The 26,798-nt window shown below is 42.4% G+C and carries 20 protein-coding genes, 13 tRNA genes and 3 rRNA genes; 8 read left to right on the top strand and 28 right to left on the bottom strand.

What is annotated here, in order from left to right:
• Window positions 1-52 precede the first annotated feature (52 nt).
• The gene (locus tag LG336_RS01305) at window positions 53-1,381 is read right to left on the bottom strand and encodes a 6-phospho-beta-glucosidase (RefSeq protein WP_404330782.1); all 1,329 of its coding nucleotides are present in this window, start codon (window positions 1,379-1,381) and stop codon (window positions 53-55) included.
• A gap of 193 nt (window positions 1,382-1,574) precedes the next feature.
• Between LG336_RS01305 and LG336_RS01300 the strand changes: the two genes are divergently transcribed.
• The gene (locus tag LG336_RS01300) at window positions 1,575-2,306 is read left to right on the top strand and encodes a MurR/RpiR family transcriptional regulator (RefSeq protein ID WP_404330781.1); all 732 of its coding nucleotides are present in this window, start codon (window positions 1,575-1,577) and stop codon (window positions 2,304-2,306) included.
• Between the two features lie 227 nt (window positions 2,307-2,533).
• Here the strand turns inward: LG336_RS01300 and betB are convergent, their stop codons facing one another.
• Window positions 2,534-4,006 (bottom strand): betaine-aldehyde dehydrogenase, encoded by a 1,473-nt coding sequence (gene betB / locus LG336_RS01295; RefSeq protein WP_404330780.1) that lies wholly within the window; start codon window positions 4,004-4,006, stop codon window positions 2,534-2,536.
• A gap of 287 nt (window positions 4,007-4,293) precedes the next feature.
• Between betB and cudC the strand changes: the two genes are divergently transcribed.
• Both cudC and LG336_RS01285 read left to right on the top strand, forming a co-directional pair.
• Window positions 4,294-4,848, top strand: coding sequence for a choline uptake/conversion transcriptional regulator CudC (gene cudC / locus LG336_RS01290; RefSeq protein WP_404330779.1), 555 nt, complete (start codon window positions 4,294-4,296; stop codon window positions 4,846-4,848).
• A gap of 185 nt (window positions 4,849-5,033) precedes the next feature.
• Window positions 5,034-5,921 carry a glycine betaine ABC transporter substrate-binding protein gene (locus tag LG336_RS01285; protein WP_404330778.1) on the top strand — a complete coding sequence of 296 codons (888 nt, stop codon included), beginning with the start codon at window positions 5,034-5,036 and terminating at the stop codon, window positions 5,919-5,921.
• A gap of 715 nt (window positions 5,922-6,636) precedes the next feature.
• Here LG336_RS01285 and betA read toward each other — a convergent pair.
• On the bottom strand, window positions 6,637-8,322 hold the full coding sequence (gene betA / locus LG336_RS01280; protein WP_404333064.1) for a choline dehydrogenase: 1,686 nt from the start codon (window positions 8,320-8,322) through the stop codon (window positions 6,637-6,639).
• 641 nt (window positions 8,323-8,963) lie between these two features.
• Between betA and LG336_RS01275 the strand changes: the two genes are divergently transcribed.
• Window positions 8,964-9,485 carry a cupin domain-containing protein gene (locus tag LG336_RS01275; protein WP_404330777.1) on the top strand — a complete coding sequence of 174 codons (522 nt, stop codon included), beginning with the start codon at window positions 8,964-8,966 and terminating at the stop codon, window positions 9,483-9,485.
• A 109-nt stretch (window positions 9,486-9,594) separates the two neighbouring features.
• On the opposite strand, the gene groL is transcribed toward LG336_RS01275, so the two are convergent.
• Window positions 9,595-11,229, bottom strand: a complete 1,635-nt coding sequence (groL, locus tag LG336_RS01270) for a chaperonin GroEL (protein WP_404330776.1) — start codon at window positions 11,227-11,229, stop codon at window positions 9,595-9,597.
• A gap of 55 nt (window positions 11,230-11,284) precedes the next feature.
• Complete coding sequence (gene groES / locus LG336_RS01265) at window positions 11,285-11,569, bottom strand: co-chaperone GroES (protein WP_221875745.1); 285 nt, start codon at window positions 11,567-11,569, stop codon at window positions 11,285-11,287.
• A 326-nt stretch (window positions 11,570-11,895) separates the two neighbouring features.
• On the opposite strand from groES, the gene LG336_RS01260 reads away from it, so the two are divergent.
• Both LG336_RS01260 and LG336_RS01255 read left to right on the top strand, forming a co-directional pair.
• Window positions 11,896-12,633, top strand: coding sequence for a lysostaphin resistance A-like protein (locus tag LG336_RS01260; RefSeq protein WP_404330774.1), 738 nt, complete (start codon window positions 11,896-11,898; stop codon window positions 12,631-12,633).
• Window positions 12,630-12,833 carry a YdiK family protein gene (locus tag LG336_RS01255; protein WP_404330773.1) on the top strand — a complete coding sequence of 68 codons (204 nt, stop codon included), beginning with the start codon at window positions 12,630-12,632 and terminating at the stop codon, window positions 12,831-12,833. The genes LG336_RS01260 and LG336_RS01255 overlap by 4 nt, the downstream gene beginning before the upstream one ends.
• Window positions 12,834-12,962: 129 nt before the next feature.
• On the opposite strand, the gene LG336_RS01250 is transcribed toward LG336_RS01255, so the two are convergent.
• Window positions 12,963-13,613 (bottom strand): redox-sensing transcriptional repressor Rex, encoded by a 651-nt coding sequence (locus LG336_RS01250; protein WP_404330772.1) that lies wholly within the window; start codon window positions 13,611-13,613, stop codon window positions 12,963-12,965.
• Between the two features lie 33 nt (window positions 13,614-13,646).
• Entirely contained in the window at window positions 13,647-14,141 is a 495-nt protein-coding gene (moaC, locus tag LG336_RS01245) for a cyclic pyranopterin monophosphate synthase MoaC (RefSeq protein ID WP_404330771.1), read from the bottom strand.
• A 165-nt stretch (window positions 14,142-14,306) separates the two neighbouring features.
• On the opposite strand from moaC, the gene LG336_RS01240 reads away from it, so the two are divergent.
• Window positions 14,307-16,232: an ABC-F family ATP-binding cassette domain-containing protein gene (locus tag LG336_RS01240; protein ID WP_404330770.1), complete on the top strand. Its 1,926-nt coding sequence runs from the start codon at window positions 14,307-14,309 to the stop codon at window positions 16,230-16,232.
• A gap of 255 nt (window positions 16,233-16,487) precedes the next feature.
• Here LG336_RS01240 and tsaD read toward each other — a convergent pair whose 3' ends face one another.
• From tsaD to LG336_RS01135, 21 genes are all read right to left on the bottom strand, one after another.
• Window positions 16,488-17,516: a tRNA (adenosine(37)-N6)-threonylcarbamoyltransferase complex transferase subunit TsaD gene (tsaD, locus tag LG336_RS01235; protein ID WP_404330769.1), complete on the bottom strand. Its 1,029-nt coding sequence runs from the start codon at window positions 17,514-17,516 to the stop codon at window positions 16,488-16,490.
• The gene (gene rimI, locus LG336_RS01230) at window positions 17,513-17,962 is read right to left on the bottom strand and encodes a ribosomal protein S18-alanine N-acetyltransferase (protein WP_404330768.1); all 450 of its coding nucleotides are present in this window, start codon (window positions 17,960-17,962) and stop codon (window positions 17,513-17,515) included. The genes tsaD and rimI overlap by 4 nt, the downstream gene beginning before the upstream one ends.
• Before the next feature lie 18 nt (window positions 17,963-17,980).
• Entirely contained in the window at window positions 17,981-18,679 is a 699-nt protein-coding gene (gene tsaB / locus LG336_RS01225; RefSeq protein WP_404330767.1) for a tRNA (adenosine(37)-N6)-threonylcarbamoyltransferase complex dimerization subunit type 1 TsaB, read from the bottom strand.
• Entirely contained in the window at window positions 18,679-19,131 is a 453-nt protein-coding gene (tsaE, locus tag LG336_RS01220; protein ID WP_404330766.1) for a tRNA (adenosine(37)-N6)-threonylcarbamoyltransferase complex ATPase subunit type 1 TsaE, read from the bottom strand. The genes tsaB and tsaE overlap by 1 nt, the downstream gene beginning before the upstream one ends.
• 258 nt (window positions 19,132-19,389) lie before the next feature.
• Window positions 19,390-19,466: transfer RNA gene (locus LG336_RS01215), tRNA-Asp, on the bottom strand.
• A 35-nt stretch (window positions 19,467-19,501) separates the two neighbouring features.
• Window positions 19,502-19,575: transfer RNA gene (locus LG336_RS01210), tRNA-Met, on the bottom strand.
• Window positions 19,576-19,666: 91 nt separating this feature from the next.
• Window positions 19,667-19,782, bottom strand: a 5S ribosomal RNA gene (gene rrf, locus LG336_RS01205).
• A gap of 102 nt (window positions 19,783-19,884) precedes the next feature.
• A 23S ribosomal RNA gene (locus LG336_RS01200) occupies window positions 19,885-22,821 on the bottom strand.
• Between the two features lie 274 nt (window positions 22,822-23,095).
• Window positions 23,096-24,646: ribosomal RNA gene (locus LG336_RS01195) — 16S ribosomal RNA — on the bottom strand.
• Together the 16S, 23S and 5S rRNA genes with 13 tRNA genes alongside form the textbook arrangement of a ribosomal RNA operon.
• A gap of 114 nt (window positions 24,647-24,760) precedes the next feature.
• Window positions 24,761-24,834, bottom strand: a tRNA-Gly gene (locus LG336_RS01190).
• 23 nt (window positions 24,835-24,857) lie between these two features.
• Window positions 24,858-24,934 (bottom strand) — tRNA-Pro (locus LG336_RS01185).
• Window positions 24,935-24,962: 28 nt separating this feature from the next.
• Window positions 24,963-25,039: transfer RNA gene (locus tag LG336_RS01180), tRNA-Arg, on the bottom strand.
• A gap of 61 nt (window positions 25,040-25,100) precedes the next feature.
• Window positions 25,101-25,186, bottom strand: a tRNA-Leu gene (locus LG336_RS01175).
• Between the two features lie 43 nt (window positions 25,187-25,229).
• A tRNA-Leu gene (locus tag LG336_RS01170) sits at window positions 25,230-25,314 on the bottom strand.
• Window positions 25,315-25,377: 63 nt separating this feature from the next.
• Window positions 25,378-25,453: transfer RNA gene (locus LG336_RS01165), tRNA-Lys, on the bottom strand.
• A 6-nt stretch (window positions 25,454-25,459) separates the two neighbouring features.
• Window positions 25,460-25,534: transfer RNA gene (locus LG336_RS01160), tRNA-Gln, on the bottom strand.
• Window positions 25,535-25,553: 19 nt separating this feature from the next.
• Window positions 25,554-25,630: transfer RNA gene (locus LG336_RS01155), tRNA-Asp, on the bottom strand.
• A 42-nt stretch (window positions 25,631-25,672) separates the two neighbouring features.
• A tRNA-Glu gene (locus tag LG336_RS01150) sits at window positions 25,673-25,747 on the bottom strand.
• A 15-nt stretch (window positions 25,748-25,762) separates the two neighbouring features.
• Window positions 25,763-25,853 (bottom strand) — tRNA-Ser (locus LG336_RS01145).
• A gap of 6 nt (window positions 25,854-25,859) precedes the next feature.
• A tRNA-Asn gene (locus tag LG336_RS01140) sits at window positions 25,860-25,934 on the bottom strand.
• 157 nt (window positions 25,935-26,091) lie between these two features.
• Complete coding sequence (locus tag LG336_RS01135; protein WP_404330765.1) at window positions 26,092-26,565, bottom strand: SprT family protein; 474 nt, start codon at window positions 26,563-26,565, stop codon at window positions 26,092-26,094.
• An 84-nt stretch (window positions 26,566-26,649) separates the two neighbouring features.
• Between LG336_RS01135 and cmpA the strand changes: the two genes are divergently transcribed.
• Entirely contained in the window at window positions 26,650-26,763 is a 114-nt protein-coding gene (gene cmpA, locus LG336_RS01130) for a cortex morphogenetic protein CmpA (protein WP_404330764.1), read from the top strand.
• Window positions 26,764-26,798: the final 35 nt, after the last annotated feature.

The raw sequence follows: 26,798 nt of genomic DNA, 5'->3' as shown, positions 1-26,798 counted from the left end.
TTTGCCTGTAGGATCAGTAACAATCCTAAAATATGATCATAAAAAATCTAACTTACACTTCTACTGCTTGAAAAAACTGTGGTAAATGCTCTTTATGCGCCTCGAGCATCTCATCTAAAATTGCTTTCCCTATTTTATCAGAAGGAACGAGTGGATTGATTGTCATCGCAAGTAAAGCCGTATCATAGTTTCCTGTTACAGCCGCCTCAGCCGCTACCCGTTCAAACGATTTTATTTGTTGCACCAATCCACGGACTGCCACTGGTAGATCTCCATTTATGATTGGTTTTGGCCCTTCCTTCGTGATGACACAGCTTACTTCCACAGCAGAATCATATGGAATACTAGCGATTGCTCCATTATTAACGGTGTTAACCGGCTGAATATCACGTTTGTCGTTATAAATCGATGAAATTAAACGAACCGCTGCATCACTATAATATGCTCCGCCACGTTCCTCTAATTGCGGAGGTTTGATCGCTAAGTTAGGATCTTTGTACAGCTCGAACAATTCCTCTTCCAATTTCTTGACGACTTCTGCTCTCGTTGTGCCTTCATTAAAGTTTTTCAACTCTTTTTCTAGCATTTCATCACTCTTATAATAGTAAAGGTGATATGGACAAGTTAAAGCATTTAATGCGCGAATAAATTCAGGCTCCCAGCCTTGTCCCTCTACGTTCTTCACAAAGCTGCTGTTCTCTGGATTCGATAACAGTTCGATGACTTTATCTTTCACACTTACTCCATCTAAATACACATCTAACCCATAGACCATATGATTTAACCCAGCGAAATCAATTCGAATACGAGAATGGTCGACATCCAATAGCTTAGCTACTCCCATCTCAATTCCGATTGGAACATTACATAAACCAACAATTTTCTTATGGTCCGTGTAACGAAGAACCGCTTCGGTTACCATGCCGGCAGGATTTGTAAAGTTGATCAACCAAGCATCTGGACATAGTTCTTTTATATCTTTTACAATGTCTAAAATGACTGGAATGGTGCGTAATCCTTTAAACAGTCCACCAGGTCCATTTGTTTCTTGGCCTAATACCCCATGGCTTAAAGGAATTCTTTCATCCTTCGCACGAGCATCCAATAATCCTACGCGAAATTGTGTCGTAACAAAATCTGCATCTTTTAAAGCTGCTTTTCGATTAAGTGTTAAATGAACATTAATCGGAAGACCTGCTTTCTCAATCATCCTTTTTGCAAGATTCCCAACGATTTCTAACTTTTCTTTTCCTGCTTCTATATCAACCAACCATAATTCTCTTACAGGTAGTTCATCGTATCTTTTAATAAAGCCTTCTACTAATTCCGGAGTATAACTTGAACCTCCGCCGATGGTTACGATCTTAATTCCTTTACTCATGGAACATCCTCCTTAATGAATAATGAATATTTACATCCCCTATTCTAGAGGTGAACAAGCGAATTAGATATAGTTTTGAAAGCGTTAGATTTGTTTTTCACCGAAAGGAATTTGTTTCATAAAAATAACACTGTGTTTCTCTATAGGGTATACTATCAGAAAGAAGAACGTTCACCTGAAGGGAGAAAAGCATTTGTTTACGAATGAGGTTATTGCAACATTTAATGAACTTGAGATGCTACTTTACAAATACATCATGCAAAATAAAGAAAAAGTTGTTTATATGCGGATTCGGGATCTTGCGGATGAAGCTCTTGTTTCTACTTCTACCATCATGAGGTTTTGTAGGAAGTTAAATTGCGAAGGTTTTTCGGAGTTTAAAGTAAAATTGAAGCTTTTACTTGATGAAAAAAATACCCATACGGTTAAAAGCGGCCAGTATGTGTTAGCCGAGTTTTTTGAACGCACTCAAAATGAGAAATTCATTTCAAAGTTAGCGGAGGCCGCAGAAGCGATCTCTAAAGCGGATCATGTTTTTTTCATTGGGATGGGCAGTTCAGGAATCCTTGCCGAATATGGCTCAAGATATCTTTCAAGTTTAGGCAAGTTCTCTATGTATTTAAAAGACTGGTATATGCCGATTCACGCTGACTTACACAATAGCATCGCCGTTGTTCTTTCTGTCTCAGGAGAAAGTGAGTTTACCATCTCCCACATCCACAAGTTAAAAGAAAAAGGCAGTAAGATTTTAAGCATTACAAACAACCAACAGTCCACGATTGCCAAACTTTCTGATAAGAATGTGTCCTATTATGTGACGGAAGAATTTTTTGACACTTCGAATATTACCACGCAAATGCCAGTTATCTTTATACTAGAAGAAATAGCACGAAGGGTGTTTGAAATGAGTAGACAGAATGATTGAATTGAGGGGGACAGGGATATTACAGGTACAACGTCCCACATTTCTGAACTAATTGAGACGATGTTCCCTTGTCCCTTTCCTGCTATTATCCCAACTAAAAAGCTCCTCATAAGTTTAGTCAACTTGTGAGAAGCCTCTGTTAAAAGCTCAATGTTCCAAACTATATCACCAAAAAACACTATGTTCTTCCTCTATGATTTTAACATTAGCATTAAATCATTGGTAGCTTAAAACCAGTTGATTGGTTCCGGTTTAAGGTTTTGGAATATATGCTTGGTTTCGGTATATTCTTCTATCCCTAGTTTACCTAGTTCGCGTCCAATACCAGACTGTTTAAAACCACCCCATGGTGCATGTGGGAAGTAGAGGTTGAAGTCATTAATCCACACCGTGCCCATGCGCATCTTTTTTACACAACGCTCAGCTTTTACAATATCGTTTGTCCAAACACCACCGGCAAGTCCGTAAATTGAATCATTCGCAATCTTTACCGCTTCCTCTTCAGTACGGAATTTCTCAACCGTGATAACTGGCCCAAACGCTTCATCTTGAACAATGCTCATATCTGTTGTACAGTCTGTAAAAATCGTCGGTAGGAAGAAAAAACCCTTTTGTAGTTCCGGCTCTTCTGGACGGCTACCACCAACTGCTAATGTAGCACCTTCTCTAATGCCTGCTTCTACATACTTTTCTACTTTCGCAAGATGCTCAGCTGAAATAAGTGGACCCATTTGCGTTTCTTCGGCAAATCCGCTTCCTAGTTTAAATTTTTTCACTCGCTCAACTAGCGCGTTCACGAACTCATCGTGAATGCTTTCTTCTATAATCAGTCTTGTCCCCGCTGAACAAATTTGTCCTGCGTGGAAGAATACCCCGTTCAATGCTTGGTCAACAGCTGTTTCAAAGTCTGCATCCGCAAAGATGATATTAGGGTTTTTCCCACCTAGTTCAAGTGCAAGCTTTTTCACATTGCGGCTAGCTGCTTGCATAATTTTCTTCCCAGTAACAAGTCCACCTGTAAAGGAAATAAGATCGACATCAACGTTACTAGCTAACTCTGCCCCAACTGTATGGCCAGCACCAAGTACTAGGTTGGCAACACCGGCAGGCACACCTGCCTCTTCCATAAGTTCGAATACTTTTATCGTAGTAAGCGGTGTGATTTCACTCGGCTTCATAACTAGTGTGTTACCTGTAGCTAATGCTGGTGCCAATTTCCACGATGCTTGTAGTAAGGGGTAATTCCATGGGGTAATTTGACCACAAACTCCCACAGGTTCGCGAACGACTTTACTGATTGAGTTAGCTACTGGAGAATTAATCAGTTCCCCACCATCTTTATCTGCAAGCTCGGCATAATAACGAAATACGCCAGCGATATCATCCATGTCTCCACGGCTTTCCTCTACTGTTTTACCAGTATCTAAAGATTCCAATCTAGCAAGTTCTTCTTTATCTCTCTCTATCAATTCAGCAATTTTTCTAACGATTCTCCCTCGCTCGGTTGCTGGAGTCGAAGACCATTCACCGTTATCGAATGCCTCCCTCGCTGCAGTGATAGCTGCCTTTGCATCTGATTCATCACTTTCTGGAACAGTCGCAATAATCTCCTGGTTAAATGGATTAATAATATCACGCGTACTACCTGAAATGGCTCCCACCCATTTGCCATTAATGTATTGTTGTTGGTTTAGACTCAAATCTATCAACTCCAATTTTTATGTAAATTAAGTTTGTTAAAAATTTATTTAACGTTCTTAAAATAGTAACATGTCTTTTTAAGGCTGTCAAAACTAATCATTACCACCAAATTTTATAAGTATTATATTTGCTTTAATCCTTGAAATGATTATGTTAGTCGACATCTGAAATTGGTTAAAAATCCGTTTTCTATTTGACATTTAATCTGAACACGGTATCATAAAGTTTGTGAAGAAGATTTAAAAAGTATTTAACGCGCTTTACTTTATATTGGAGGAGCGACTTTATGAGCGATTCTACTGAAAAATCTAGAATTAAAATAGAAGAGGCCAAGGATAAAGTCATCGGTGCTATTGCAGAGACCATGGACTTATATGGTGTAACACCCGCTGCTGCAAATTTATATGCGACGATGTACTTTAAAGACCAGATGACTCTTGATGAAATGCGCACGGAGCTTGGAATGAGTAAACCAAGTATGAGTACTAGTGTCCGTAAGCTCCAAGAAATAGAAATGGTGAAAAAGACATTTACACGCGGTTCAAGAAAACATACCTATGTAGCTGAGAAAAATTTCTTCCGGTCTTTTATGGTGTTTTATTGTCAGATGTGGGAACGAGAAGTAAAAATGAATATGGAAGCAATTGAGGAAGCTCAAGAAGATTTCATAAATGTCATTAAAGATTCCACTAGCACACCAGAAATTGTTGCAGAGGCAAAACAATACTACGATCAGTTAGAAGAATCTAAAACCTACTATCATTGGTTGGAAGACTTAGTTGCAAGCATAAAAAGCGGAAAAATATTTGAGTTTTTACCAAAAGATCAACAGCAGAATTAATCTGAAACTGTAATGACAAGTAGTCTATAGAAAGGATGGCTATAGACTACCTGTATACCTATCCCTTTTTTAAAAATAAGGGATGAATTGGTATTGTGTTATCGTTAAAAATATTTTTAACAGATTAAATGTTTAAGGTATTTTTAATTTAAATTACATAACAAAACAAAGGGGAGCTTTTCTACATGAACAAATGGAAAAAAGAACTTAGTTTTATCTTAGCGTTACTAATGGTTGCTGTACTTTCAGCATGCGGGAGCACTACAAATGGAGAGCAAGGTTCAGAAACAGGGGGAAGTAATAAAGAATTGACAATTGGCCAAATTAACTGGGCTGAAAATATTGCAGTAACCAATATGTGGAAAGCAATTTTAGAAGAAAAAGGTTATAGCGTAGAGTTAAGTGTATTGAACATGGGTGCTACGATGAAGGCCTTAGAAAGTGGCAGCCTAGATGCTAGTTTAGAAATATGGTTGCCGGTCCAAGATGCTGTTTACTTGGAAAAATTCAGCGATACAGTTAATTTCTCAGAATCTACTTGGTTTGACCAGGCAAAAGTAGGACTTGTTGTTCCAACCTATCTAGAAGATATTAATAGTGTAGAAGACTTAAATGAACATAAAGAACTGTTTAATGGCGAAATTGTCGGATTTGATCCTGGTGCAGGTACGATGGAAGTTACGGAACAAATCATTAAAGATTATCAGCTTGAATTTGAATTAATATCAAGCTCAGAACCTGCAATGTTATCTGAGATTGGAAAGGCAGTAGAAAATGAAAAACCGATTGTGTCACCACTTTGGAGTCCTCACTCGGTATTCGCCAACTATGACTTGAAATTTCTAGAAGATCCGAAAAATACATACGGTGGCGTCGAGAAAATTCATCATGCTACAAGACATGGATTCGAGGAAGATTATCCAGAAGTGAGCGAATGGTTGAACAACTGGAAGATGGATGACCAACAAATTGGTCAGTTAATCGACTATGTAGAAAGTGCCGAAGAACCTCTTGATGGCGCTAAGAAATGGATTGAAGAGAATCAAGAATTGGTTGATGAATGGGTAAAATAAAGCAGGAGAAACAGACTTAGTTCTATTTTTAGAGCTAAGTCTGTTTTTTTCGGTTTGGAGTCTGTTTAAGCCTGTATGGATGGCCTTGAAAGCCCTTCTTATGGACAATAATTGCCTCCTTGTTGCTCCAAGTGTCCTTTAGAGGCCTTCTTATGGACAAAACTTGCCTCACTGTTGCTCAAAATGTCCTTTAAAGCCCTTCTCATGGACAAAAATCTCCTCCATTTGGCTCCAATTGTCCTTTAGAGACCTTCTCACGGACAAAATCCGCCTTCATTTTGCTCAAAATGTCCTTTAGAGACCTTCTCATGGACAAAACTTGCCTCCTTGTTCCTCAAATTGTCCTTTAGAGACCTTCTCATGGACAAAACTTGCCTCCTTGTTCCTCAAATTGTCCTTTAGAGACCTTCTCATGGACAAAACTTGCCTCCTTGTTCCTCAAATTGTCCCTTAGAGACCTTCTCATGGACAAAACTTGCCTCCTTGTTCCTCAAATTGTCCTTTAGAGACCTTCTCATGGACAAAAATCTCCTCCATTTGGCTCAAAATGTCCTTTAGGGCCCTTCTCATGGACAAACCTGCCTCCTTGTTTTCTCAGAACCTCGCTGAGTTTATTGCATAGCACAAAAAAAGAGAAGGCACCCTTTCATAAAATGTTTGCTTTGAGGAGCAAATACATTTTAAAAGGCCTTCTCATGGTAAGTATTATTTAGGTTTAAGCTTTTACTGTGCCAGCATCGGCTGGGTGTACGCCATGACGGTAGAAGTCGGCTTTAATCGGTTCTAGAGGTTTACGTCCAAGGATGATGTCTGATGCCTTTTCCGCCAACATCAACACCGGTGCATGGATATTGCCGTTCGTGACATATGGCATGGCAGAAGCATCTACCACTCGTACATTGTCGAGCCCATGAACCTTCATGGTCAGCGGGTCTACGACAGCCATTGGATCTGAGGCGGGCCCCATCTTCGCCGTGCAACTCGGATGAAGTGCCGTCTCGGCATCTTTCGCCACCCAGTCCAAAATCTCCTCGTCTGTACGAACGGAAGGACCAGGTGAGATTTCTCCCGAATTGTAAGGTGCTATAGCTGGCTGGGACATGATTTCACGTGAAATTTTTACCGCTTCAATCCACTCTCGTCGATCCTGCTCCGTAGATAGATAGTTGTAGACCATGCTCGGATGTTCTTTAGGGTCTGTCGAACGAATCTTTAATGACCCGCGCGCATCAGAGTACATAGGTCCAACGTGTACTTGGAATCCGTGTTTCGTGTCCGCTTTTTTTCCATCGTACCGTACTGCTACCGGTAGGAAGTGGAACATCAAATTAGGATATTCGACGTCCTCGTTCGAACGAACAAAACCTCCACCTTCAAAATGGTTGGTTGCTGCTGGCCCTTTGCGTCCTAGCATCCACTGCAAACCAATCCAAGGCATCTTCGCTTTATTTAAGTTAGGCTGCTCAGAAACTGGTAGCGGACAAGAGTATTGGATGTAGGCTTCAAGGTGATCCTGTAAGTTTTCCCCTACCCCCGGAAGATTAACTACTGGTTTAATACCAAGGGAACGCAAGTGTTCAGCATCGCCTACACCTGACAGTTGAAGTAGCTGAGGCGTATTGATTGCACCACCAGCGAGTATCACTTCTCCTGCAGTGACTTGATAGGTTTTTCCGTCCCGTTGATAGGTCACACCGTTTGCTCGGGTACCATCGAAATCGATACTTGCAACAAAAGCACGAGTTTTTACCGTGAGGTTCTCCCGCTCCATAGCCGGATGCAGATAGGCACGTGAAGGTCCAAACCTTTGACCTTTATATACATGTTTATCAAACGGACCGAATCCTTCTTGTCGAAATCCGTTTACATCAGGGGTCCTTGAGTAGCCAGCCTCGACAGCTGCGTCAAAGAAGGCCTGGAATAAAGGATTAGTAGCCGGTCCTCGTTCCAATTTAAGCGGACCATCGTGACCACGAAGCTCATCATCTGGGTCCGAAGCTAAAGCATTCTCCATGCGCTTGAAATATGGAAGACAGTGTGCAAAATCCCATGTTTCCATACCAGGGTCTGCTCCCCAACGTTGATAGTCCAGTGGGTTGCCTCGTTGGAAAATCATGCCGTTGATTGAACCCGAACCTCCGAGCACCTTTCCCCGAGCATGCTTGATACGTCGTCCATTCATATAAGGTTCTGGGTCAGATTGGTATCTCCAGTCGTATAATGCCTTCCCTGCTGGGAATGGCAAGGCTGCTGGCATTTGGATCAATAGGTCCCATGAAAAATCCTTACGTCCTGCCTCTAAAACAAGAACACTGCGTGTCCCATCTGCACTTAGACGGTCGCCGAGTACAGAACCCGCACTACCGCCACCTACGATAACAATATCATATGTTTCTTTCATCATTTGGGCCTCCTTGGATGTTGAAATTACTAGTTTGCTAGAATTTTATTTAAAATTCACATAAACCAATTAGTGGCTTAGGCTTGCAATTCCGATATATGTTTCAATTGTATGTATTCTTTCAATCCGGATTTCCTGTTCTACGTCCAATACCGGACTGTTTGACCTCGTGTAAAATATAGGTGATTTCACTCGTTTTTCCGGAATAAGCCTCAACCTTTTCCATTTTACGGAAATTTTACCCCTGTCGTTAATTTTGTTAAATTTTTATTTAACATATTTAACATTTTTAATATATCATAGTGAATTTTTTTTGTAAACCGTAAACTGGGTCTATGTTCCTTTAGATCGCTTAGATAATGGACTGAAGATGATCAACATTCAACAAGACTTTGTGGAAACACATATGTGGTGGAAACGAACGGGAGACATAAAAAAAGAGGAATATAAGCTAATAATCAATACAAATTTTTCATTATAACAAAACATTACCCCAATAATAACAAGTGAATTCATGGATTATATGGATTAATATGGCTACTGGAATAATTGATTCTTGAAAACCCGGAATAGAATGTTGTCTAAAAATAATTTTTCTGTTATTTTAAAAAAACTTACTTATCTAATTGGAGGTATCTGCATTGAATCGTCGTGACCCGCAATTTTATATCTCAAAACTTGGACTAACCCCACATCAAGAAGGTGGATATTATAGAGAAACATTTCAATCTACAGAGATGACTTCTGATAAAGAGTTAATTGTGGATTTCGAAGGGAAGCGCAGACTATATACAAGTATTTATTTTCTATTAACTTCGAATGATATTTCCCATTTTCATCGATTAAAATCGGACGAATTATGGTATTTTCATGCGGGAAGCCCTCTAACGATTCACATGATTGAGGAAAATGGGGAGTATAAAGAAATGAAATTAGGATTAAATCTGGATGAAGGGGAAATCCCGCAAGCATTAGTTCCGAAAAATTCCATCTTTGGATCATCCGTTATGGATGAGGATACATTCTCTTTAGTTGGATGTATGGTTTCGCCAGGTTTTGAATATAAGGACTTTGAGTTATTCACACAAAGTGAACTATTGCTAAAGTACCCTCAACATAAGGATATAATCAGGAAAATGGCCTACGAAAAAATTCCAGACTAACGAAAAAAATAAAAAAGAGGCTTCCCAAAAGTTTGCTTAACTTTTGAGAAGCCTCTACTAATATTCTCGAATAAACACCGAAGAATATTCATTCCAGATGGAACGTTTATTACATCATGCCGCCCATGCCGCCCATAGCGCCCATGTCTGGCATTCCGCCGCCTGCACCTGCTGGTTCTGGCTTATCTGCAACAACTGCTTCAGTTGTTAAGAACATAGCTGCAACAGAACCTGCGTTTTGAAGCGCAGAACGAGTTACTTTAGTTGGGTCAACGATACCAGCATCAATCATGTTTACCCACTCAGCAGTAGCAGCATTGAAACCAACGCCTACTTCTTCACGCTTTAAGCGGTCAACGACAACAGATCCTTCAAGACCAGCGTTGTGAGCGATTGTGCGTACTGGCTCTTCCATTGCACGAAGAACAATGTTGATACCTGTAGCAACGTCGCCTTCAGCTTCTAGCTCAGCAACTTTATTGTATACGTTTAGAAGGGCAACTCCACCACCGGATACGATACCTTCTTCAACTGCAGCACGTGTTGAGTTTAGGGCATCTTCGATACGAAGTTTACGCTCTTTTAATTCAGTTTCAGTAGCGGCACCAACTTTGATAACTGCTACGCCGCCTGCTAATTTAGCAAGACGCTCTTGTAATTTTTCACGGTCAAATTCAGAAGTCGTTTCTTCTAATTGAACGCGAATTTGGTTAACACGTGAACCGATTTCAGCAGAGTCTCCAGCACCTTCTACGATTGTTGTGTTTTCTTTAGTAACAACAACTTTCACTGCGCGTCCAAGAGAGTCAATTGTTGCTGATTTTAAGTCACGGCCAAGCTCTTCAGTGATCACTTCTCCACCAGTTAGAGCTGCGATGTCTTCAAGCATAGCTTTACGACGGTCACCGAAACCAGGAGCCTTAACAGCTACTGCATTGAATGTTCCACGAAGCTTATTCACTACTAATGTAGCTAGTGCTTCCCCTTCAACATCCTCAGCAATCATCAATAATGGCTTGCCTTGTTGAACGACTTGCTCAAGAACAGGAAGAACTTCCTGAATGCTCGCGATTTTCTTGTCAGTGATTAAGATATATGGGTTATCTAGAACAGCTTCCATTTTATCAGAATCCGTTACCATGTAAGGAGATGCATATCCACGATCGAACTGCATACCTTCTACTACATCTAATTCTGTAGTGAAGCCTTTAGATTCTTCGATTGTGATTACGCCGTCGTTGCCAACGCGCTCCATTGCTTCAGCAATCAATTGGCCAACTTCTTCGTCAGCAGAAGAAATAGCTGCAACCTGTGCAATGGATTCTTTGCTTTCAATTGGCTTAGAAATCGCTTTAAGCTCTTCTACAGCCGTTTTAACAGCTTTCTCGATTCCTTTGCGGATACCCATTGGGTTAGCGCCTGCCGTTACGTTCTTAAGACCTTCGCGAATCATCGCTTGAGCAAGAACCGTTGCAGTTGTTGTACCGTCACCGGCAACATCGTTAGTTTTGCTAGCAACTTCAGCAACTAGCTTTGCACCCATGTTTTCGAATGCATCTTCTAATTCAATTTCTTTTGCAATGGTAACACCGTCATTTGTAATAAGTGGCGAACCAAATTTCTTCTCAAGAACCACGTTACGTCCTTTAGGTCCAAGAGTAACTTTTACTGCATCTGCAAGTGTATCAACACCACGTAGCATTGCGCGACGTGCTTCTTCACTAAACATAATCTCTTTAGCCATTACTATTTACCTCCTCAAATTGTCAAAATTCTAGTCTATTTATTCAGGTAGATTATTAACCTACTACAGCGAGAATATCACTTTCACGTAAGATCAAGTACTCAGTACCTTGATACTTCACTTCTGTACCACCGTATTTTGAGAAGATGATGCGGTCCCCAACAGCAACTTCTAAAGCTACACGCTCTCCGCTTTCTAGAACACGACCAGAACCTACAGCTACAACTTTACCTTCTTGAGGTTTCTCTTTAGCTGAGTCGGGTAAAACAATACCGCTTGCCGTTTTTTCTTCTGACTCAACAAGCTCGATAATAATACGATCTCCTAGTGGCTTGATCAAGTTAAACAACCTCCTCAAATAATATGTAATATTTTTATTTATTAGCACTCGCCTCTGCAGAGTGCTAACACAATTTATATATTAAATAATCGCCTACAATTTTGCAAGCTTCAAGCTAAAATTTTTTTAATTTTTCCCACCTTTTTTTGTAAATATTGTGCAGTTTAAGGACTAGTAGATCACTTTTCATTGCCCTCTATCAATATTGCCAAGAAGATAAACTTCATACCAGTTAAAAATAATATGTGGAGAAACATACATTATTTGAACTTCAACCTGTTTTCCCTGTAAAATAAATAAATAGCCTTGCAAAGGAGATAAAACTATTGAAAAAGGAATACGGGTTTATTTTAATTGCCTATGTCATTATGCAATTATCTAGTTATATTGGGGTTCCCCTCGTGTTATTAATCGGGACTTTTATGGGGAAGAGTACGGTTGAAATGCAATCTCTTTCCATACCCTACTGGCTAGTGATTAGCTTCTCTACTACCTTAATCATTATCTTGTACCTCCTTAGGAATGAAATGAAAACGGGGACTGAAATTAGAAATGTAGCACCCGTACCAACTTCTATATCCTGGGCGATTTTCGGCATATTCCTCGCTTTATTTGCTCAAACTGTTGCTGCTAATATTGAGTTGGCACTGGGAATTGAAACGGGTTCTGAAAATACGGAACAGATTATCCAACTAATTGAGACATTCCCTATTGTGATTTTAATTAGTTCTGTTATTGGCCCTATTTTGGAGGAAATTGTTTTTCGGAAAATTATTTTCGGTAGTCTACATAAACGATTGGGTTTTTTCCTGTCAGCGCTTATCAGTTCAGTGATTTTTGCTTTGGCCCACTTTGAACCGGAGCATGTAATCCTATACTCAGCAATGGGATTTACCTTTGCTTACCTGTATGTAAAAACAAAGAGGATTTTAGTTCCAATCTTTGCCCATGTAGCGATGAATACGATGGTCGTGCTCGTGCAATCGGTATTTCGCGAAGATTTGGAGAGAATGATTAAAGAAGCTGAACAAATTCAAAGTTTTATTGGAGGATTCTTTTTATGAAACAATCGCCTTTATTTTCAGGCATTGTCTATATTGCGCTAGGTCTACTTTTCACCTATCTCGCTGTTGCAACTGTTAGTGAAACAGGCTGGGGCTTTTTCTCTTATGTATTAGTGTTACTTGCAACATTTGATATTGGATCCGGAATTCGGATGATTCAATTCCATTTCAAGCTTAAACAAATACAAAAAAAGTCTTAAGTACTAGCCACATGTAAACAAAACAAAGGCCTCCTCCGATTGGAAGAGGCCTTTGTTTAAGATAAAAAGCTTGGAGAATTGTCTACCCCAGGGCATACGCAGCTGAAAAGGGCGCTTGCGCTTTTCTAATTATTCTTCTTCACTTATTGGATAATGCTTTAGGAAGTAAATTAGAGACTGAAGTTCGACTGCAAGGTCAATATGATGGATCCTGATAGCAGGCGGAACAGTTAGTCTTGCAGGGGTAAAATTAAGTATCCCCTTTATATTTGCACTTACCAATCGGTCCGTGATGGTTTGAGCTGCACCTGAAGGAATCGTTAAAATCGCTACTTGAATGTCTTCGTCACGAACCACCTTTTCCAAATCATCCATATGATGAATTTTCACATCGCCAACTTGTGTCCCAATCTTGCTTTCTTCAACATCAAAAGCAACCTCAATTTTTGTATTGTTGCTTTTAGAAAAATTATAATTCAAAAGTGCTGTTCCGAGATTTCCGACGCCAATTAAGGCCACCTTTGTCAATTCGTCTTGGTCCAAAGTTTTTCTAAAGAATGACAAGAGATAATTAACATTATAACCATATCCCTTTTTTCCTAAGGCTCCAAAATAGGAAAAATCACGACGAATTGTAGCGGAGTCGACCTTCACTGCTTCACTTAGTTCTGCTGAAGATACTCTTTGCTTTCCGGAAGAGTGCAAATTTGATAGAAATCGATAATAGAGTGGTAACCGTTTGGCTGTCGCCTGCGGGATTTTCATTGTCTCATTCGCCATATCTAACCCCCCTCTCTAAGTATTTATTGTTCTTTATCTAAGTTTTTCTTTTCGACTAAAATCGCCATTTTTTCCACCGGTCTTTTCGACCAGGTATGTTTTACCAATGACCATGCCTTTATCAACGGCCTTACACATATCATAGACCGTTAAGGCAGTAGCAGAAGCGGCTGTTAACGCTTCCATTTCGACACCTGTATTTCCCTTCGTTTTCACAGAAGCAGTAATTTCTAATCTATAGTTATCTCCATCCTGTTCCCAAGCAAAAGTTATATTAATCCCAGTCAATGGGATGGGGTGGCACATAGGAATGATCTCGGATGTCTTTTTACATGCCATAATACCCGCAACCTGAGCAACAGCTAGGACATCACCTTTTTTCATCTTATCATGTGTAATCTTTTCATAAATTTCCTTATTTACCGTTATGCTAGAATGGGCAACGGCTGTTCGAACTGTTTCCGGTTTCTCACTAACGTCAACCATTTTTGCTCTACCTTCTTCATTGAAGTGTGTAAACTCTGCCATGATTTAGCTCCTTTCAACAAAACTATACACTATTTTTACAAGCTTGTGTATGGACATTGTATCACTTTTCACATAATGAACCATCTAAATTTGGAAGTTTCCCTCTGTTGCCGGGACATATTGAATCGGTTACACTATTTAATAGGGCAATATGAGGTGAAAAACATGATATTATTACAGGTTAACCAATTATCGAAATATTTTGCAGCTGAACTTATTTTATCGAATATTAAGCTTGAAATACAATCACAAGATCGAATTGCACTAGTAGGTAGAAATGGGGCAGGAAAATCTACCCTCCTTAAAATCCTTGCTGGGCAATCGTCTTATGATAACGGCGAAATTATTAAACCCAAGGATGTTACGATTGGATACTTGGCTCAGAACACTGGGCTTGAATCAGAGAAGTCCATTTGGGACGAAATGCTGACTGTTTTCGACCATCTTCGTAAAATGGAGAAGGAATTACGAAGCCTCGAAGGACAAATGGCTGACCCTAAAGTTTTCTCTAATGATACTCAATATGAAAAAATCCTAAAAGAGTACGATCATTTACAGGTGAAGTTTAAGGATGATGGTGGTTATCAGTATGAGGCCGATATTCGCTCTGTCTTACACGGTCTTCACTTTGGCTCATTTGATTATAGTACGAAAATATCAACGTTAAGTGGGGGACAAAAGACAAGATTAGCCTTAGGAAAACTGTTGCTGTCACGTCCGGATATCCTAATATTGGACGAGCCTACTAACCATCTTGATATCGAAACGTTATCTTGGCTAGAACAGTACCTTCAGGGGTATCCTGGAGCAATTTTAATTGTTTCCCATGACCGATACTTCCTTGATAAGGTCGTGAATCAAGTATTCGAACTTTCACGACAGAAAATGACAAGATTCATTGGGAATTACAGCTCCTATTTAGATCAAAAGGCAGAGAATTATGAACGTGATTTAAAGCAATATGAAAAACAACAGGATGAGATAGCAAAGTTAGAGGATTTTGTCCAGCGCAATCTTGCTCGTGCCTCGACAACAAAAAGAGCACAAAGCAGGCGCAAACAATTACAAAGGATGGACCGACTTGATCGACCATCTGGGGATGAAAAATCGGCAACCTTTTCTTTTGACATTGAACGGCAAAGTGGAAATGATGTGTTAAAAGCCGAGAACGTTGCTGTTGGGTATGGTTCTGAGCAGGTTTCCGAACAAATCTCCTTCCGTATTAACAGAGCCGATAGCGTAGCATTAGTTGGACCAAATGGCGTAGGGAAATCCACGCTCTTAAAAACAATTGTCGATAAACTCCCAGCCCTAGCTGGTTCAATTCACCTTGGATCAAATGTTTCTATCGGTTATTATGATCAGCAACAAGCAGAACTCAACTCAAATAAAAAAGTATTGAATGAATTATGGGATGATTATCCTTTAAAACCTGAAAAGGATATTCGTACTGTCCTTGGAAACTTCTTATTCTCAGGGGACGATGTCTTAAAATCAGTGTCCACCCTCTCCGGTGGTGAAAAGGCTAGACTTGCCTTGGCTAAATTAATGATGGAAAAGGCTAATTTCCTTATTCTTGACGAACCGACCAACCATCTTGATTTGGACAGCAAAGAAGTCCTTGAAAATGCCTTAATTGATTATCCAGGTACCATATTATTCGTATCCCATGACCGCTATTTTATTAATCGAATTGCGACAAAGGTTCTTGAACTCGAAAGGAACGGAATCACGGAGTTTCTAGGGGACTATGATTATTATCTTGAAAAAAAACTTGAAATAGAAGAACTAGAAGCCCTAAATCTAAATCAAGGTAATAAAGCCGTAAACGAACCTGTGTTATCGGATAAAACTAGTTATCATCAAGATAAAGAAACAAAGAAGTTAGAGCGCCAACGAAAACGTCGGATTGAGGAGATAGAGTCTTCCATTGAGGAGTTAGAGCTTACTGCATCCGAAATCGAAGAACAACTTTGTGACCCTACGATTTTTCAAGACCACGAAAAAGTGAGCGATTTAAATACAAACTTAGAAAAAGTTAAACAAGAAATAGAACAACTTATGGACGAATGGGCAGAGCTTGCTGAATGAAAAAGTCCCGGGAGTAAAAACTCCCGGGACTTTTTATTTACTATTAAAAACTATCTGTTTATTATCCACTGCAAAAAAGTTATCCACAAGTGAAATTCTGTGGGTAAGCTAATAATATTCAGTTTTTATTTTCATTTATCCACATTATCCACAGAAAACGTATTTATTATCCACATTGTCAACAAGACCAAGAGTTTTATACAGGATTCCTAGGTGTTATCCACGATTTTAGTGGATAACCCTTATTTAAACCTATTAATTGTGGATAGAAATATCTAAACCTGGATTTCCGTTTAACGTAAGGTCGGCACGCTTTCCTTTATCAAACAAAATACTTCCCGCTGCAGCAATCATGGCTGCATTATCGGTGCATAACGAAAGAGGTGGAATAACCAACTGAACATCTTTTAAGTCATTAAATGCAGTAGTTAAAGCTGTCCTCAACCCTTTATTTGCCGCAACACCACCAGCAAGCAATACTTGTTTTACTTTATATTCTTTCGCAGCCTGTACAGCCTTTGTAACTAGTACATCCACTACACTTGCTTGAAAACTAGCGGCAAGGGTTTCCGGTGCTATCTTCTCTCCTCTTTGTTCTGCATTGTGGACACTGTTGATAACCGCTGATTTTAACCCACTAAAACTAAAGTCATAAGATCCCGTTTCCAGCCAAGCTCTCGGCAAGTCCAAATCCGGTGTGCCTTCATGTGCAAGACAGTCTATATGTGGACCTCCAGGGTAAGGTAACCCTAGTACCCTAGCGACCTTATCATATGCCTCACCTGCCGCATCGTCCCTTGTTTCTCCTATCACCTCAAAGTGTCCATGCTCCTTCATAAAAACAAGCTCTGTATGCCCTCCGGAAACAACGAGAGATAAAAGTGGGAATTTCATTTCCTCAACGAGACGATTGGCATAAATATGACCGGCAATATGATGAACATTCACAAGCGGAATATTATGGGCAAATGCCAGCGCTTTGGCTGCATTAACCCCAATCAACAATGCACCTACAAGGCCAGGGCCTTCGGTCACAGCTATTGCATCAATATCTTCAATCCCCACTTCCCCTTGGCGAAAGGCCTCTTCTAACACGAGCGTAACCTGTTCTACGTGATGTCTTGAAGCAATCTCAGGAACGACGCCTCCGAACCTTTTATGACTCTCAATTTGGGAGGCAACGATATTTGCGACAATCTCTTTTCCATTCTTAACTATAGCTACTGCAGTCTCATCACAGCTTGTTTCAATTCCTAATATCAACTGATCTTTTTTTATTGTCATAAATTCACCCACATCACGATAGCATCTTCCATATTGTCCGTATAATATTTTTTCCGAATAGCTCCTTCTTGAAATCCTAGTTTGCGATATAAAGACTGAGCTGAGATATTACTAACGCGAACCTCGAGCGTCATCGTCTTAGCCCCCATTCCTTTTACGATATCCATCACTTTACAAAGCAGAGCCTCTCCAAGCTTAATTCCTCGGAATTCTGGGAGCAATGCAATATTGGTAATATGGACCTCATCAACAATGACCCATGAACCACAATATCCGACAACCTCATTTTCCACTTCTAATACTGTATAGAAAGCAAACTTATTTTTCGTTAATTCATTATAAAAAGCTTCTTTGCTCCAAGGTGTTGAGAAGGCCTTGCACTCAATCTTATAGATTGAGTCGATATCCCGCAATTCCATTGGACGAAAAGCGATCGTTTTATTCATCTCCATCTTCCTAATCAATTATTGTTTTTTTTGCGATTCAAGCCACTTAGCTTCTGCTTCAGCTAGCCTGATATAATTAGGGACAAATGAATGAGGGTCTTCAGCCGGTTTATCACTTCCCAAAAGTGCTAGCTCAGCTGGTCGAGGATTATGTTCGGTTACCTCCGCAAACTGCGCTTTGGTTCCTAATAAATCTTTGATAACCTGACGATGTAAAGGCAAATCAGTGCCAATGAATAAAATATCCCGATCCAGTTCCTTTAACTTCGGAGCCCAGTCAGCAGTCATTACGAGTTTATCACTTTCAACCGTTAAAAGTTTCCCATCCTTAAACTGGTATAATCCTGTATAGATTTGACCTCTTCTAGCATCAAATAAGGGAGATATATACCCATTAAAATATCGTCCTGCTGACGCCGCCAATGTCTCCAAGCTTGAAACACCCGTCATCGGAATGTTTAATGTCCATGCAAGAGTTTTGGCAATTGTAACCCCGATTCGAACTCCAGTATAGGAGCCCGGCCCTTTAGCAACAACAATTTTCGTTAAGTCTTTAGGATTTACCCCACATTCGTTCATTAGCGTTTGAATAGCAGGCATAACCCTTACAGAATGGTTTTTCTTAATGTTTGAAATATATTCACCCATTACTTGAGAATCGTCTAATAAGCCAATACCTAATGCATAATTAGATGTATCAATTGATAAGATTTTCATTAAAAAAGCTCCTTACATATCTGATCAAACCTAGGACCTTTGGGATCTAAAACAATCCTTCTTATCCCATTATCTCCATGATATAAATGAATCGTTAGTAAGTTTTCTGGTAACTGGGTTTCTATTAAATGAGCCCATTCGACAACTGTAACTCCATTGCCTTCAAAATACTCTTCAAAACCCAAATCCTCAAAGGAGTCCTCTACCCGGTATACATCCATATGATATAATGGCAGTTTTCCTTGGTATTCTTTTATTATCGTAAAGGTAGGGCTATTGACATTCTTGGTAATTCCTAAACCTTGTGCCAACCCTTTCGTAAACGTTGTTTTCCCAGCTCCTAAATCGCCTTCAAGTGCAATGACGTCACCTGGTTGAAGGAGGCCAGCAAGCCGCTTAGCAAACTCCTGTGTTTGTTCAGGTGTAGCTGCTACGAATTCAAACGGTGTCATTATATATCATCACCTTATTCCTTCTTTATCTATCCATTTTACCCACAATTCTCTTAATAGAGCTGCTAAAATACAAAAAAACCTTAGGATCCCTCTCCTAAGGAATAACAATCTATATGTAGTTTACACTTTTTTTTTCGAGGGAGCAAAGGAAGAACACAGAGACAGCTACTCATTCTCGACTTTTTAATTTAAATTTATGCATAAAAAAAAACGAAACATTGTTCCGTTTATAATAGAATATTATTCTATTAAAAATGGCGGTCCGGACGGGACTCGAACCCGCGACCTCCTGCGTGACAGGCAGGCATTCTAACCAACTGAACTACCGGACCGAAGTTTCTTCAAGCAAGCTTGAAAAAAACTTTAATTGCGGGGGCAGGATTTGAACCTGCGACCTTCGGGTTATGAGCCCGACGAGCTACCGAACTGCTCCACCCCGCGGCAATATTATTTACATAGTTTTGTTTATGCTCTATGTTAGCACCTAATACTATATATGCATGATTCACAAAATTTGCGAATCAATTATATAGCCTGGCAACGTCCTACTCTCACAGGGGGAAACCCCCAACTACCATCGGCGCTGAGAAGCTTAACTTCCGTGTTCGGCATGGGAACGGGTGTGACCTTCTCGCTATCGCCACCAGACTATTTAATTAAAGGGTAGATATTTTGCTGTCGCAAAACTCTTTGTTCCCTCAAAACTAGATAATGTGTAAGAAGTAAAGGTAAAACGATTTGTATCAATAATTGGTTAAGTCCTCGATCGATTAGTATCAGTCAGCTCCACACGTCACCGCGCTTCCACCTCTGACCTATCAACCTGATCATCTTTCAGGGATCTTACTAGCTTGACGCTATGGGAAATCTCATCTTGAGGGGGGCTTCATGCTTAGATGCTTTCAGCACTTATCCCGTCCGCACATAGCTACCCAGCGATGCCTTTGGCAAGACAACTGGTACACCAGCGGTGCGTCCATCCCGGTCCTCTCGTACTAAGGACAGCTCCTCTCAAATTTCCTGCGCCCACGACGGATAGGGACCGAACTGTCTCACGACGTTCTGAACCCAGCTCGCGTACCGCTTTAATGGGCGAACAGCCCAACCCTTGGGACCGACTACAGCCCCAGGATGCGATGAGCCGACATCGAGGTGCCAAACCTCCCCGTCGATGTGGACTCTTGGGGGAGATAAGCCTGTTATCCCCGGGGTAGCTTTTATCCGTTGAGCGATGGCCCTTCCATGCGGAACCACCGGATCACTAAGCCCGACTTTCGTCCCTGCTCGACTTGTAGGTCTCGCAGTCAAGCTCCCTTGTGCCTTTACACTCTGCGAATGATTTCCAACCATTCTGAGGGAACCTTTGGGCGCCTCCGTTACATTTTAGGAGGCGACCGCCCCAGTCAAACTGCCCACCTGACACTGTCTCCCACCCCGATCAGGGGTGCGGGTTAGAATTTCAATACAGCCAGGGTAGTATCCCACCGACGCCTCCACCGAAGCTGGCGCTCCGGCTTCCAAGGCTCCTACCTATCCTGTACAAGCTGTACCAAAATTCAATATCAGGCTGCAGTAAAGCTCCACGGGGTCTTTCCGTCCTGTCGCGGGTAACCTGCATCTTCACAGGTACTATAATTTCACCGAGTCTCTCGTTGAGACAGTGCCCAGATCGTTACGCCTTTCGTGCGGGTCGGAACTTACCCGACAAGGAATTTCGCTACCTTAGGACCGTTATAGTTACGGCCGCCGTTTACTGGGGCTTCGATTCAAAGCTTCGCGTGAGCTAACCTCTCCTCTTAACCTTCCAGCACCGGGCAGGCGTCAGCCCCTATACTTCGCCTTGCGGCTTCGCAGAGACCTGTGTTTTTGCTAAACAGTCGCCTGGGCCTATTCACTGCGGCTTTTCAAGGCTTTAACACCCTAAAAAGCACCCCTTCTCCCGAAGTTACGGGGTCATTTTGCCGAGTTCCTTAACGAGAGTTCTCTCGCTCACCTTAGGATTCTCTCCTCGCCTACCTGTGTCGGTTTGCGGTACGGGCACCTTTTATCTCGCTAGAGGCTTTTCTTGGCAGTGTGGAATCAGGAACTTCGGTACTATATTTCCCTCGCTATCACAGCTCAGCCTTCACGGTAACGGGATTTGCCTCGTTACCAGCCTAACTGCTTAGACGCACATATCCAGCAGTGCGCTTACCCTATCCTCCTGCGTCCCCCCATTGCTCAAACGATAAAGAGGTGGTACAGGAATATCAACCTGTTGTCCATCGCCTACGCCTTTCGGCCTCGGCTTAGGTCCCGACTAACCCTGAGAGGACGAGCCTTCCTCAGGAAACCTTAGGCATACGGTGGATGGGATTCTCACCCATCTTTCGCTACTCATACCGGCATTCTCACTTCTAAGCGCTCCACCAGTCCTTACGGTCTAGCTTCAACGCCCTTAGAACGCTCTCCTACCGCGGACATCGTAAGATGTCCACCCACAGCTTCGGTGATACGTTTAGCCCCGGTACATTTTCGGCGCAGAGTCACTCGACCAGTGAGCTATTACGCACTCTTTAAATGGTGGCTGCTTCTAAGCCAACATCCTGGTTGTCTAAGCAACTCCACATCCTTTTCCACTTAACGTATACTTTGGGACCTTAGCTGGTGGTCTGGGCTGTTTCCCTCTTGACTACGGATCTTATCACTCGCAGTCTGACTCCCACGGATAAGTCATTGGCATTCGGAGTTTGTCTGAATTCGGTAACCCGATGAGGGCCCCTAGTCCAAACAGTGCTCTACCTCCAAGACTCTCACTTCGTGAGGCTAGCCCTAAAGCTATTTCGGAGAGAACCAGCTATCTCCAGGTTCGATTGGAATTTCTCCGCTACCCACACCTCATCCCCGCACTTTTCAACGTGCGTGGGTTCGGGCCTCCAGTAGGTGTTACCCTACCTTCACCCTGGACATGGGTAGATCACCTGGTTTCGGGTCTACAACCACATACTTATTCGCCCTATTCAGACTCGCTTTCGCTGCGGCTCCGTCTTCTCGACTTAACCTTGCATGTAATCGTAACTCGCCGGTTCATTCTACAAAAGGCACGCCATCACTCATTAATGAGCTCTGACTACTTGTAGGCACACGGTTTCAGGATCTCTTTCACTCCCCTTCCGGGGTGCTTTTCACCTTTCCCTCACGGTACTGGTTCACTATCGGTCACTAGGGAGTATTTAGCCTTGGGAGATGGTCCTCCCAGCTTCCGACGGGATTTCACGTGTCCCGCCGTACTCAGGATCCACTCAGGAGGGAACGAAGTTTCAACTACAGGGTTTTTACCTTCTTTGACGGGCCTTTCCAGACCACTTCATTTACCCCGTTCCTTTGTAACTCCATGTTGAGTGTCCTACAACCCCAGAAGGCAAGCCTTCTGGTTTGGGCTAATCCCGTTTCGCTCGCCGCTACTCAGGGAATCGCATTTGCTTTCTCTTCCTCCGGGTACTTAGATGTTTCAGTTCCCCGGGTCTGCCTTCAATACCCTATGGATTCAGGTAAAGATACTGTTCCATTACGAACAGTGGGTTTCCCCATTCGGAAATCTCCGGATCAAAGCTTACTTACAGCTCCCCGAAGCATATCGGTGTTAGTCCCGTCCTTCATCGGCTCCTAGTGCCAAGGCATCCACCGTGCGCCCTTTCTAACTTAACCTATGGACGAATTTATTCGTCTCTATAAGACAATCATGTCTTTGGTTTCTCTTTTTATTAAAAGAGAGAAAAATTAAAAAAGCGATACAAATGTGTGTTTTACTTTTGCCTTCTTACTTACGATTATCTAGTTTTCAAGGAACAAATTAAAAAGCTTTGAGAGAATTGCACTCTCAAAACTAAACAAACAAGCTAATCAACAGTGCAAATTTTTAAATTTGCTTAGTACGAACCGAAAGTTCGCATTCCGAATGCCCTTACGGCATTATCCTTAGAAAGGAGGTGATCCAGCCGCACCTTCCGATACGGCTACCTTGTTACGACTTCACCCCAATCATCTGTCCCACCTTAGGCGGCTGGCCCCTAAAAGGTTACCCCACCGACTTCGGGTGTTACAAACTCTCGTGGTGTGACGGGCGGTGTGTACAAGGCCCGGGAACGTATTCACCGCGGCATGCTGATCCGCGATTACTAGCGATTCCGGCTTCATGCAGGCGAGTTGCAGCCTGCAATCCGAACTGAGAATAGATTTATGGGATTTGCTTGACCTCGCGGCTTCGCTGCCCTTTGTTCTATCCATTGTAGCACGTGTGTAGCCCAGGTCATAAGGGGCATGATGATTTGACGTCATCCCCACCTTCCTCCGGTTTGTCACCGGCAGTCTCCTTAGAGTGCCCAACTGAATGCTGGCAACTAAGGACAAGGGTTGCGCTCGTTGCGGGACTTAACCCAACATCTCACGACACGAGCTGACGACAACCATGCACCACCTGTCACTCTGTCCCCCGAAGGGGAACGCTCTGTCTCCAGAGTTGTCAGAGGATGTCAAGACCTGGTAAGGTTCTTCGCGTTGCTTCGAATTAAACCACATGCTCCACCGCTTGTGCGGGCCCCCGTCAATTCCTTTGAGTTTCAGCCTTGCGGCCGTACTCCCCAGGCGGAGTGCTTAATGCGTTTGCTGCAGCACTAAAGGGCGGAAACCCTCTAACACTTAGCACTCATCGTTTACGGCGTGGACTACCAGGGTATCTAATCCTGTTCGCTCCCCACGCTTTCGCGCCTCAGCGTCAGTTACAGACCAGAGAGTCGCCTTCGCCACTGGTGTTCCTCCACATCTCTACGCATTTCACCGCTACACGTGGAATTCCACTCTCCTCTTCTGCACTCAAGTCCCCCAGTTTCCAATGACCCTCCACGGTTGAGCCGTGGGCTTTCACATCAGACTTAAAGGACCGCCTGCGCGCGCTTTACGCCCAATAATTCCGGACAACGCTTGCCACCTACGTATTACCGCGGCTGCTGGCACGTAGTTAGCCGTGGCTTTCTGGTTAGGTACCGTCAAGGTACCGGCAGTTACTCCGGTACTTGTTCTTCCCTAACAACAGAGCTTTACGACCCGAAGGCCTTCATCGCTCACGCGGCGTTGCTCCGTCAGACTTTCGTCCATTGCGGAAGATTCCCTACTGCTGCCTCCCGTAGGAGTCTGGGCCGTGTCTCAGTCCCAGTGTGGCCGATCACCCTCTCAGGTCGGCTACGCATCGTGGCCTTGGTGAGCCGTTACCTCACCAACTAGCTAATGCGCCGCGGGCCCATCTGTAAGTGACAGCCGAAACCGTCTTTCAGCATTCCCTCATGAGAGGGAATGAATTATCCGGTATTAGCCCCGGTTTCCCGGAGTTATCCCAGTCTTACAGGCAGGTTGCCCACGTGTTACTCACCCGTCCGCCGCTAATCTTCGGGAGCAAGCTCCCTCAGATTCGCTCGACTTGCATGTATTAGGCACGCCGCCAGCGTTCGTCCTGAGCCAGGATCAAACTCTCCAATAAAGAGTGAGTGATTAGCTCATAAAATAAAACGTTGGCTCATGTTCTTCTATAATAGAAGTCATGAATAAATATTGTTTGTTGACGCTTGTTTGTTTAGTTTTCAAAGAACAATTTTGGAGCGGGTGAAGGGAATCGAACCCTCATCATCAGCTTGGAAGGCTGAGGTTTTACCACTAAACTACACCCGCGTATATGATTATAAAATAAGCAATGGTCGGGAAGACAGGATTCGAACCTGCGACCCCTTGGTCCCAAACCAAGTGCTCTACCAAGCTGAGCTACTTCCCGTTGTTGCTAAATTTAATCGGAATTTAAATGGCGCGCCCGAAAGGAGTCGAACCCATAACCTTCTGATCCGTAGTCAGACGCTCTATCCAATTGAGCTACGGGCGCATTTGCGAGAAGCAACTTTTATATAATAACACAAGCACTTGTTTTAAGTCAAGTATTTTTTTGGTGCGGCCGAGAGGACTTGAACCTCCACGGGGTTGCCCCCACTAGGCCCTCAACCTAGCGCGTCTGCCATTCCGCCACGACCGCATGTTATCCTATCTTAGACACTATAACTGAGTGAGGAAATCAATGGTGCGGGTGAAGGGAGTCGAACCCCCACGCCTTGCGGCGCTAGATCCTAAGTCTAGTGCGTCTGCCAATTCCGCCACACCCGCAAAATAATATTTTCACTATCGTGAAGTAAATGGATGATCATTTTCGCTAGCGCGAAAAAATCTTGGTGAGCCATGAAGGACTCGAACCTTCGACCCTCTGATTAAAAGTCAGATGCTCTACCAACTGAGCTAATGGCTCTTTAAATGGCTGGGCTAGCAGGATTCGAACCTGCGAATGACGGAGTCAAAGTCCGGTGCCTTACCACTTGGCTATAGCCCAATGTTATTTTTTTAAAAAATGGCGGTCCGGACGGGACTCGAACCCGCGACCTCCTGCGTGACAGGCAGGCATTCTAACCAACTGAACTACCGGACCAAAGTTTTTTCAAACTCGTTTGAAAATAACTTACATTATTATTGGTGACCCCTACGGGATTCGAACCCGTGTTACCGCCGTGAAAGGGCGGTGTCTTAACCGCTTGACCAAGGGGCCTATTTATTTTTTAGATGGCGGAGAAGGAGGGATTTGAACCCTCGCGCCGGTTGCCCGACCTACACCCTTAGCAGGGGCGCCTCTTCAGCCACTTGAGTACTTCCCCATAATTTGGCTCCGCAGGTAGGATTCGAACCTACGACCGTTCGGTTAACAGCCGAATGCTCTACCACTGAGCTACTGCGGAATAATAACCACTCTCGTTATCTGAATAGAAAATGGATAATTAAGTCAACGTCTGTTGTCGACTCTTCATATTATAATGACTTGAATTCCATATGTCAACAATCATTTTTTAATAAAATTGACAAGGACTCAATCAGATTTCCTATTTTGCCATGACTCTAACTGTTTGTCAACTCTTTTATGAATTTTAATTTCCCACGACATTTTCCACAAACATATTTACTCGTATTTATCGCTCTTTTACGTTGGTAAACCAGCTGACAGTCTGTACAACGATAGATTAATACTTTTTGCGACCGTTTCTGTTCCTTCCGCTCTGGCAGCATTGAACAAAATCTAGGCGCATTCACTTTGGTAAGAAGATCACGAAAATCCCGATCACGATGTTGATATCCTTTTCCTTCAAGATGCAAGTGGTAATGGCAAAGCTCGTGTTTAATGATCCCCTCTAGTTCCTGCCTGCCAAGTTGCTCCAGATATTTTTTATTGATTTGGATATTATGACTTTGGAGTAGGTACCGTCCTCCAGTAGTCCGCAGCTTCGAATTGAATGTAGCTATATGGCGAAACGGCTTCCCAAATTCATGAAGCGAAATTTTTTCAACTAAATTCTGCAATTCCTTATCATCCATAGGAAATCACCTTTCAATATTATGAACATGACAACCTATTATAGCATATATTAAGATACCATTTACCATTCTGGAGGTATGTTTATGCCTGTTTGGTTTCAGAATCAAATGATGAGGGCTTTCCAACAGAAAGATCGCTATCAAATCAAACTGCTTAACCAATGTTGGTTCTTTTATAGGGAAAAACAAGGTTCATAGAACGTAGACGCCTCAACATGTTACACCCACCCCAT

This window comes from Mesobacillus maritimus (genome assembly GCF_044803185.1).
GTDB lineage: Bacteria > Bacillota > Bacilli > Bacillales > Cytobacillaceae > Mesobacillus_B > Mesobacillus_B maritimus_B.
Note: the sequence above shows the minus strand (reverse complement) of the source record. Positions and strands in the feature narration are given on the sequence as shown.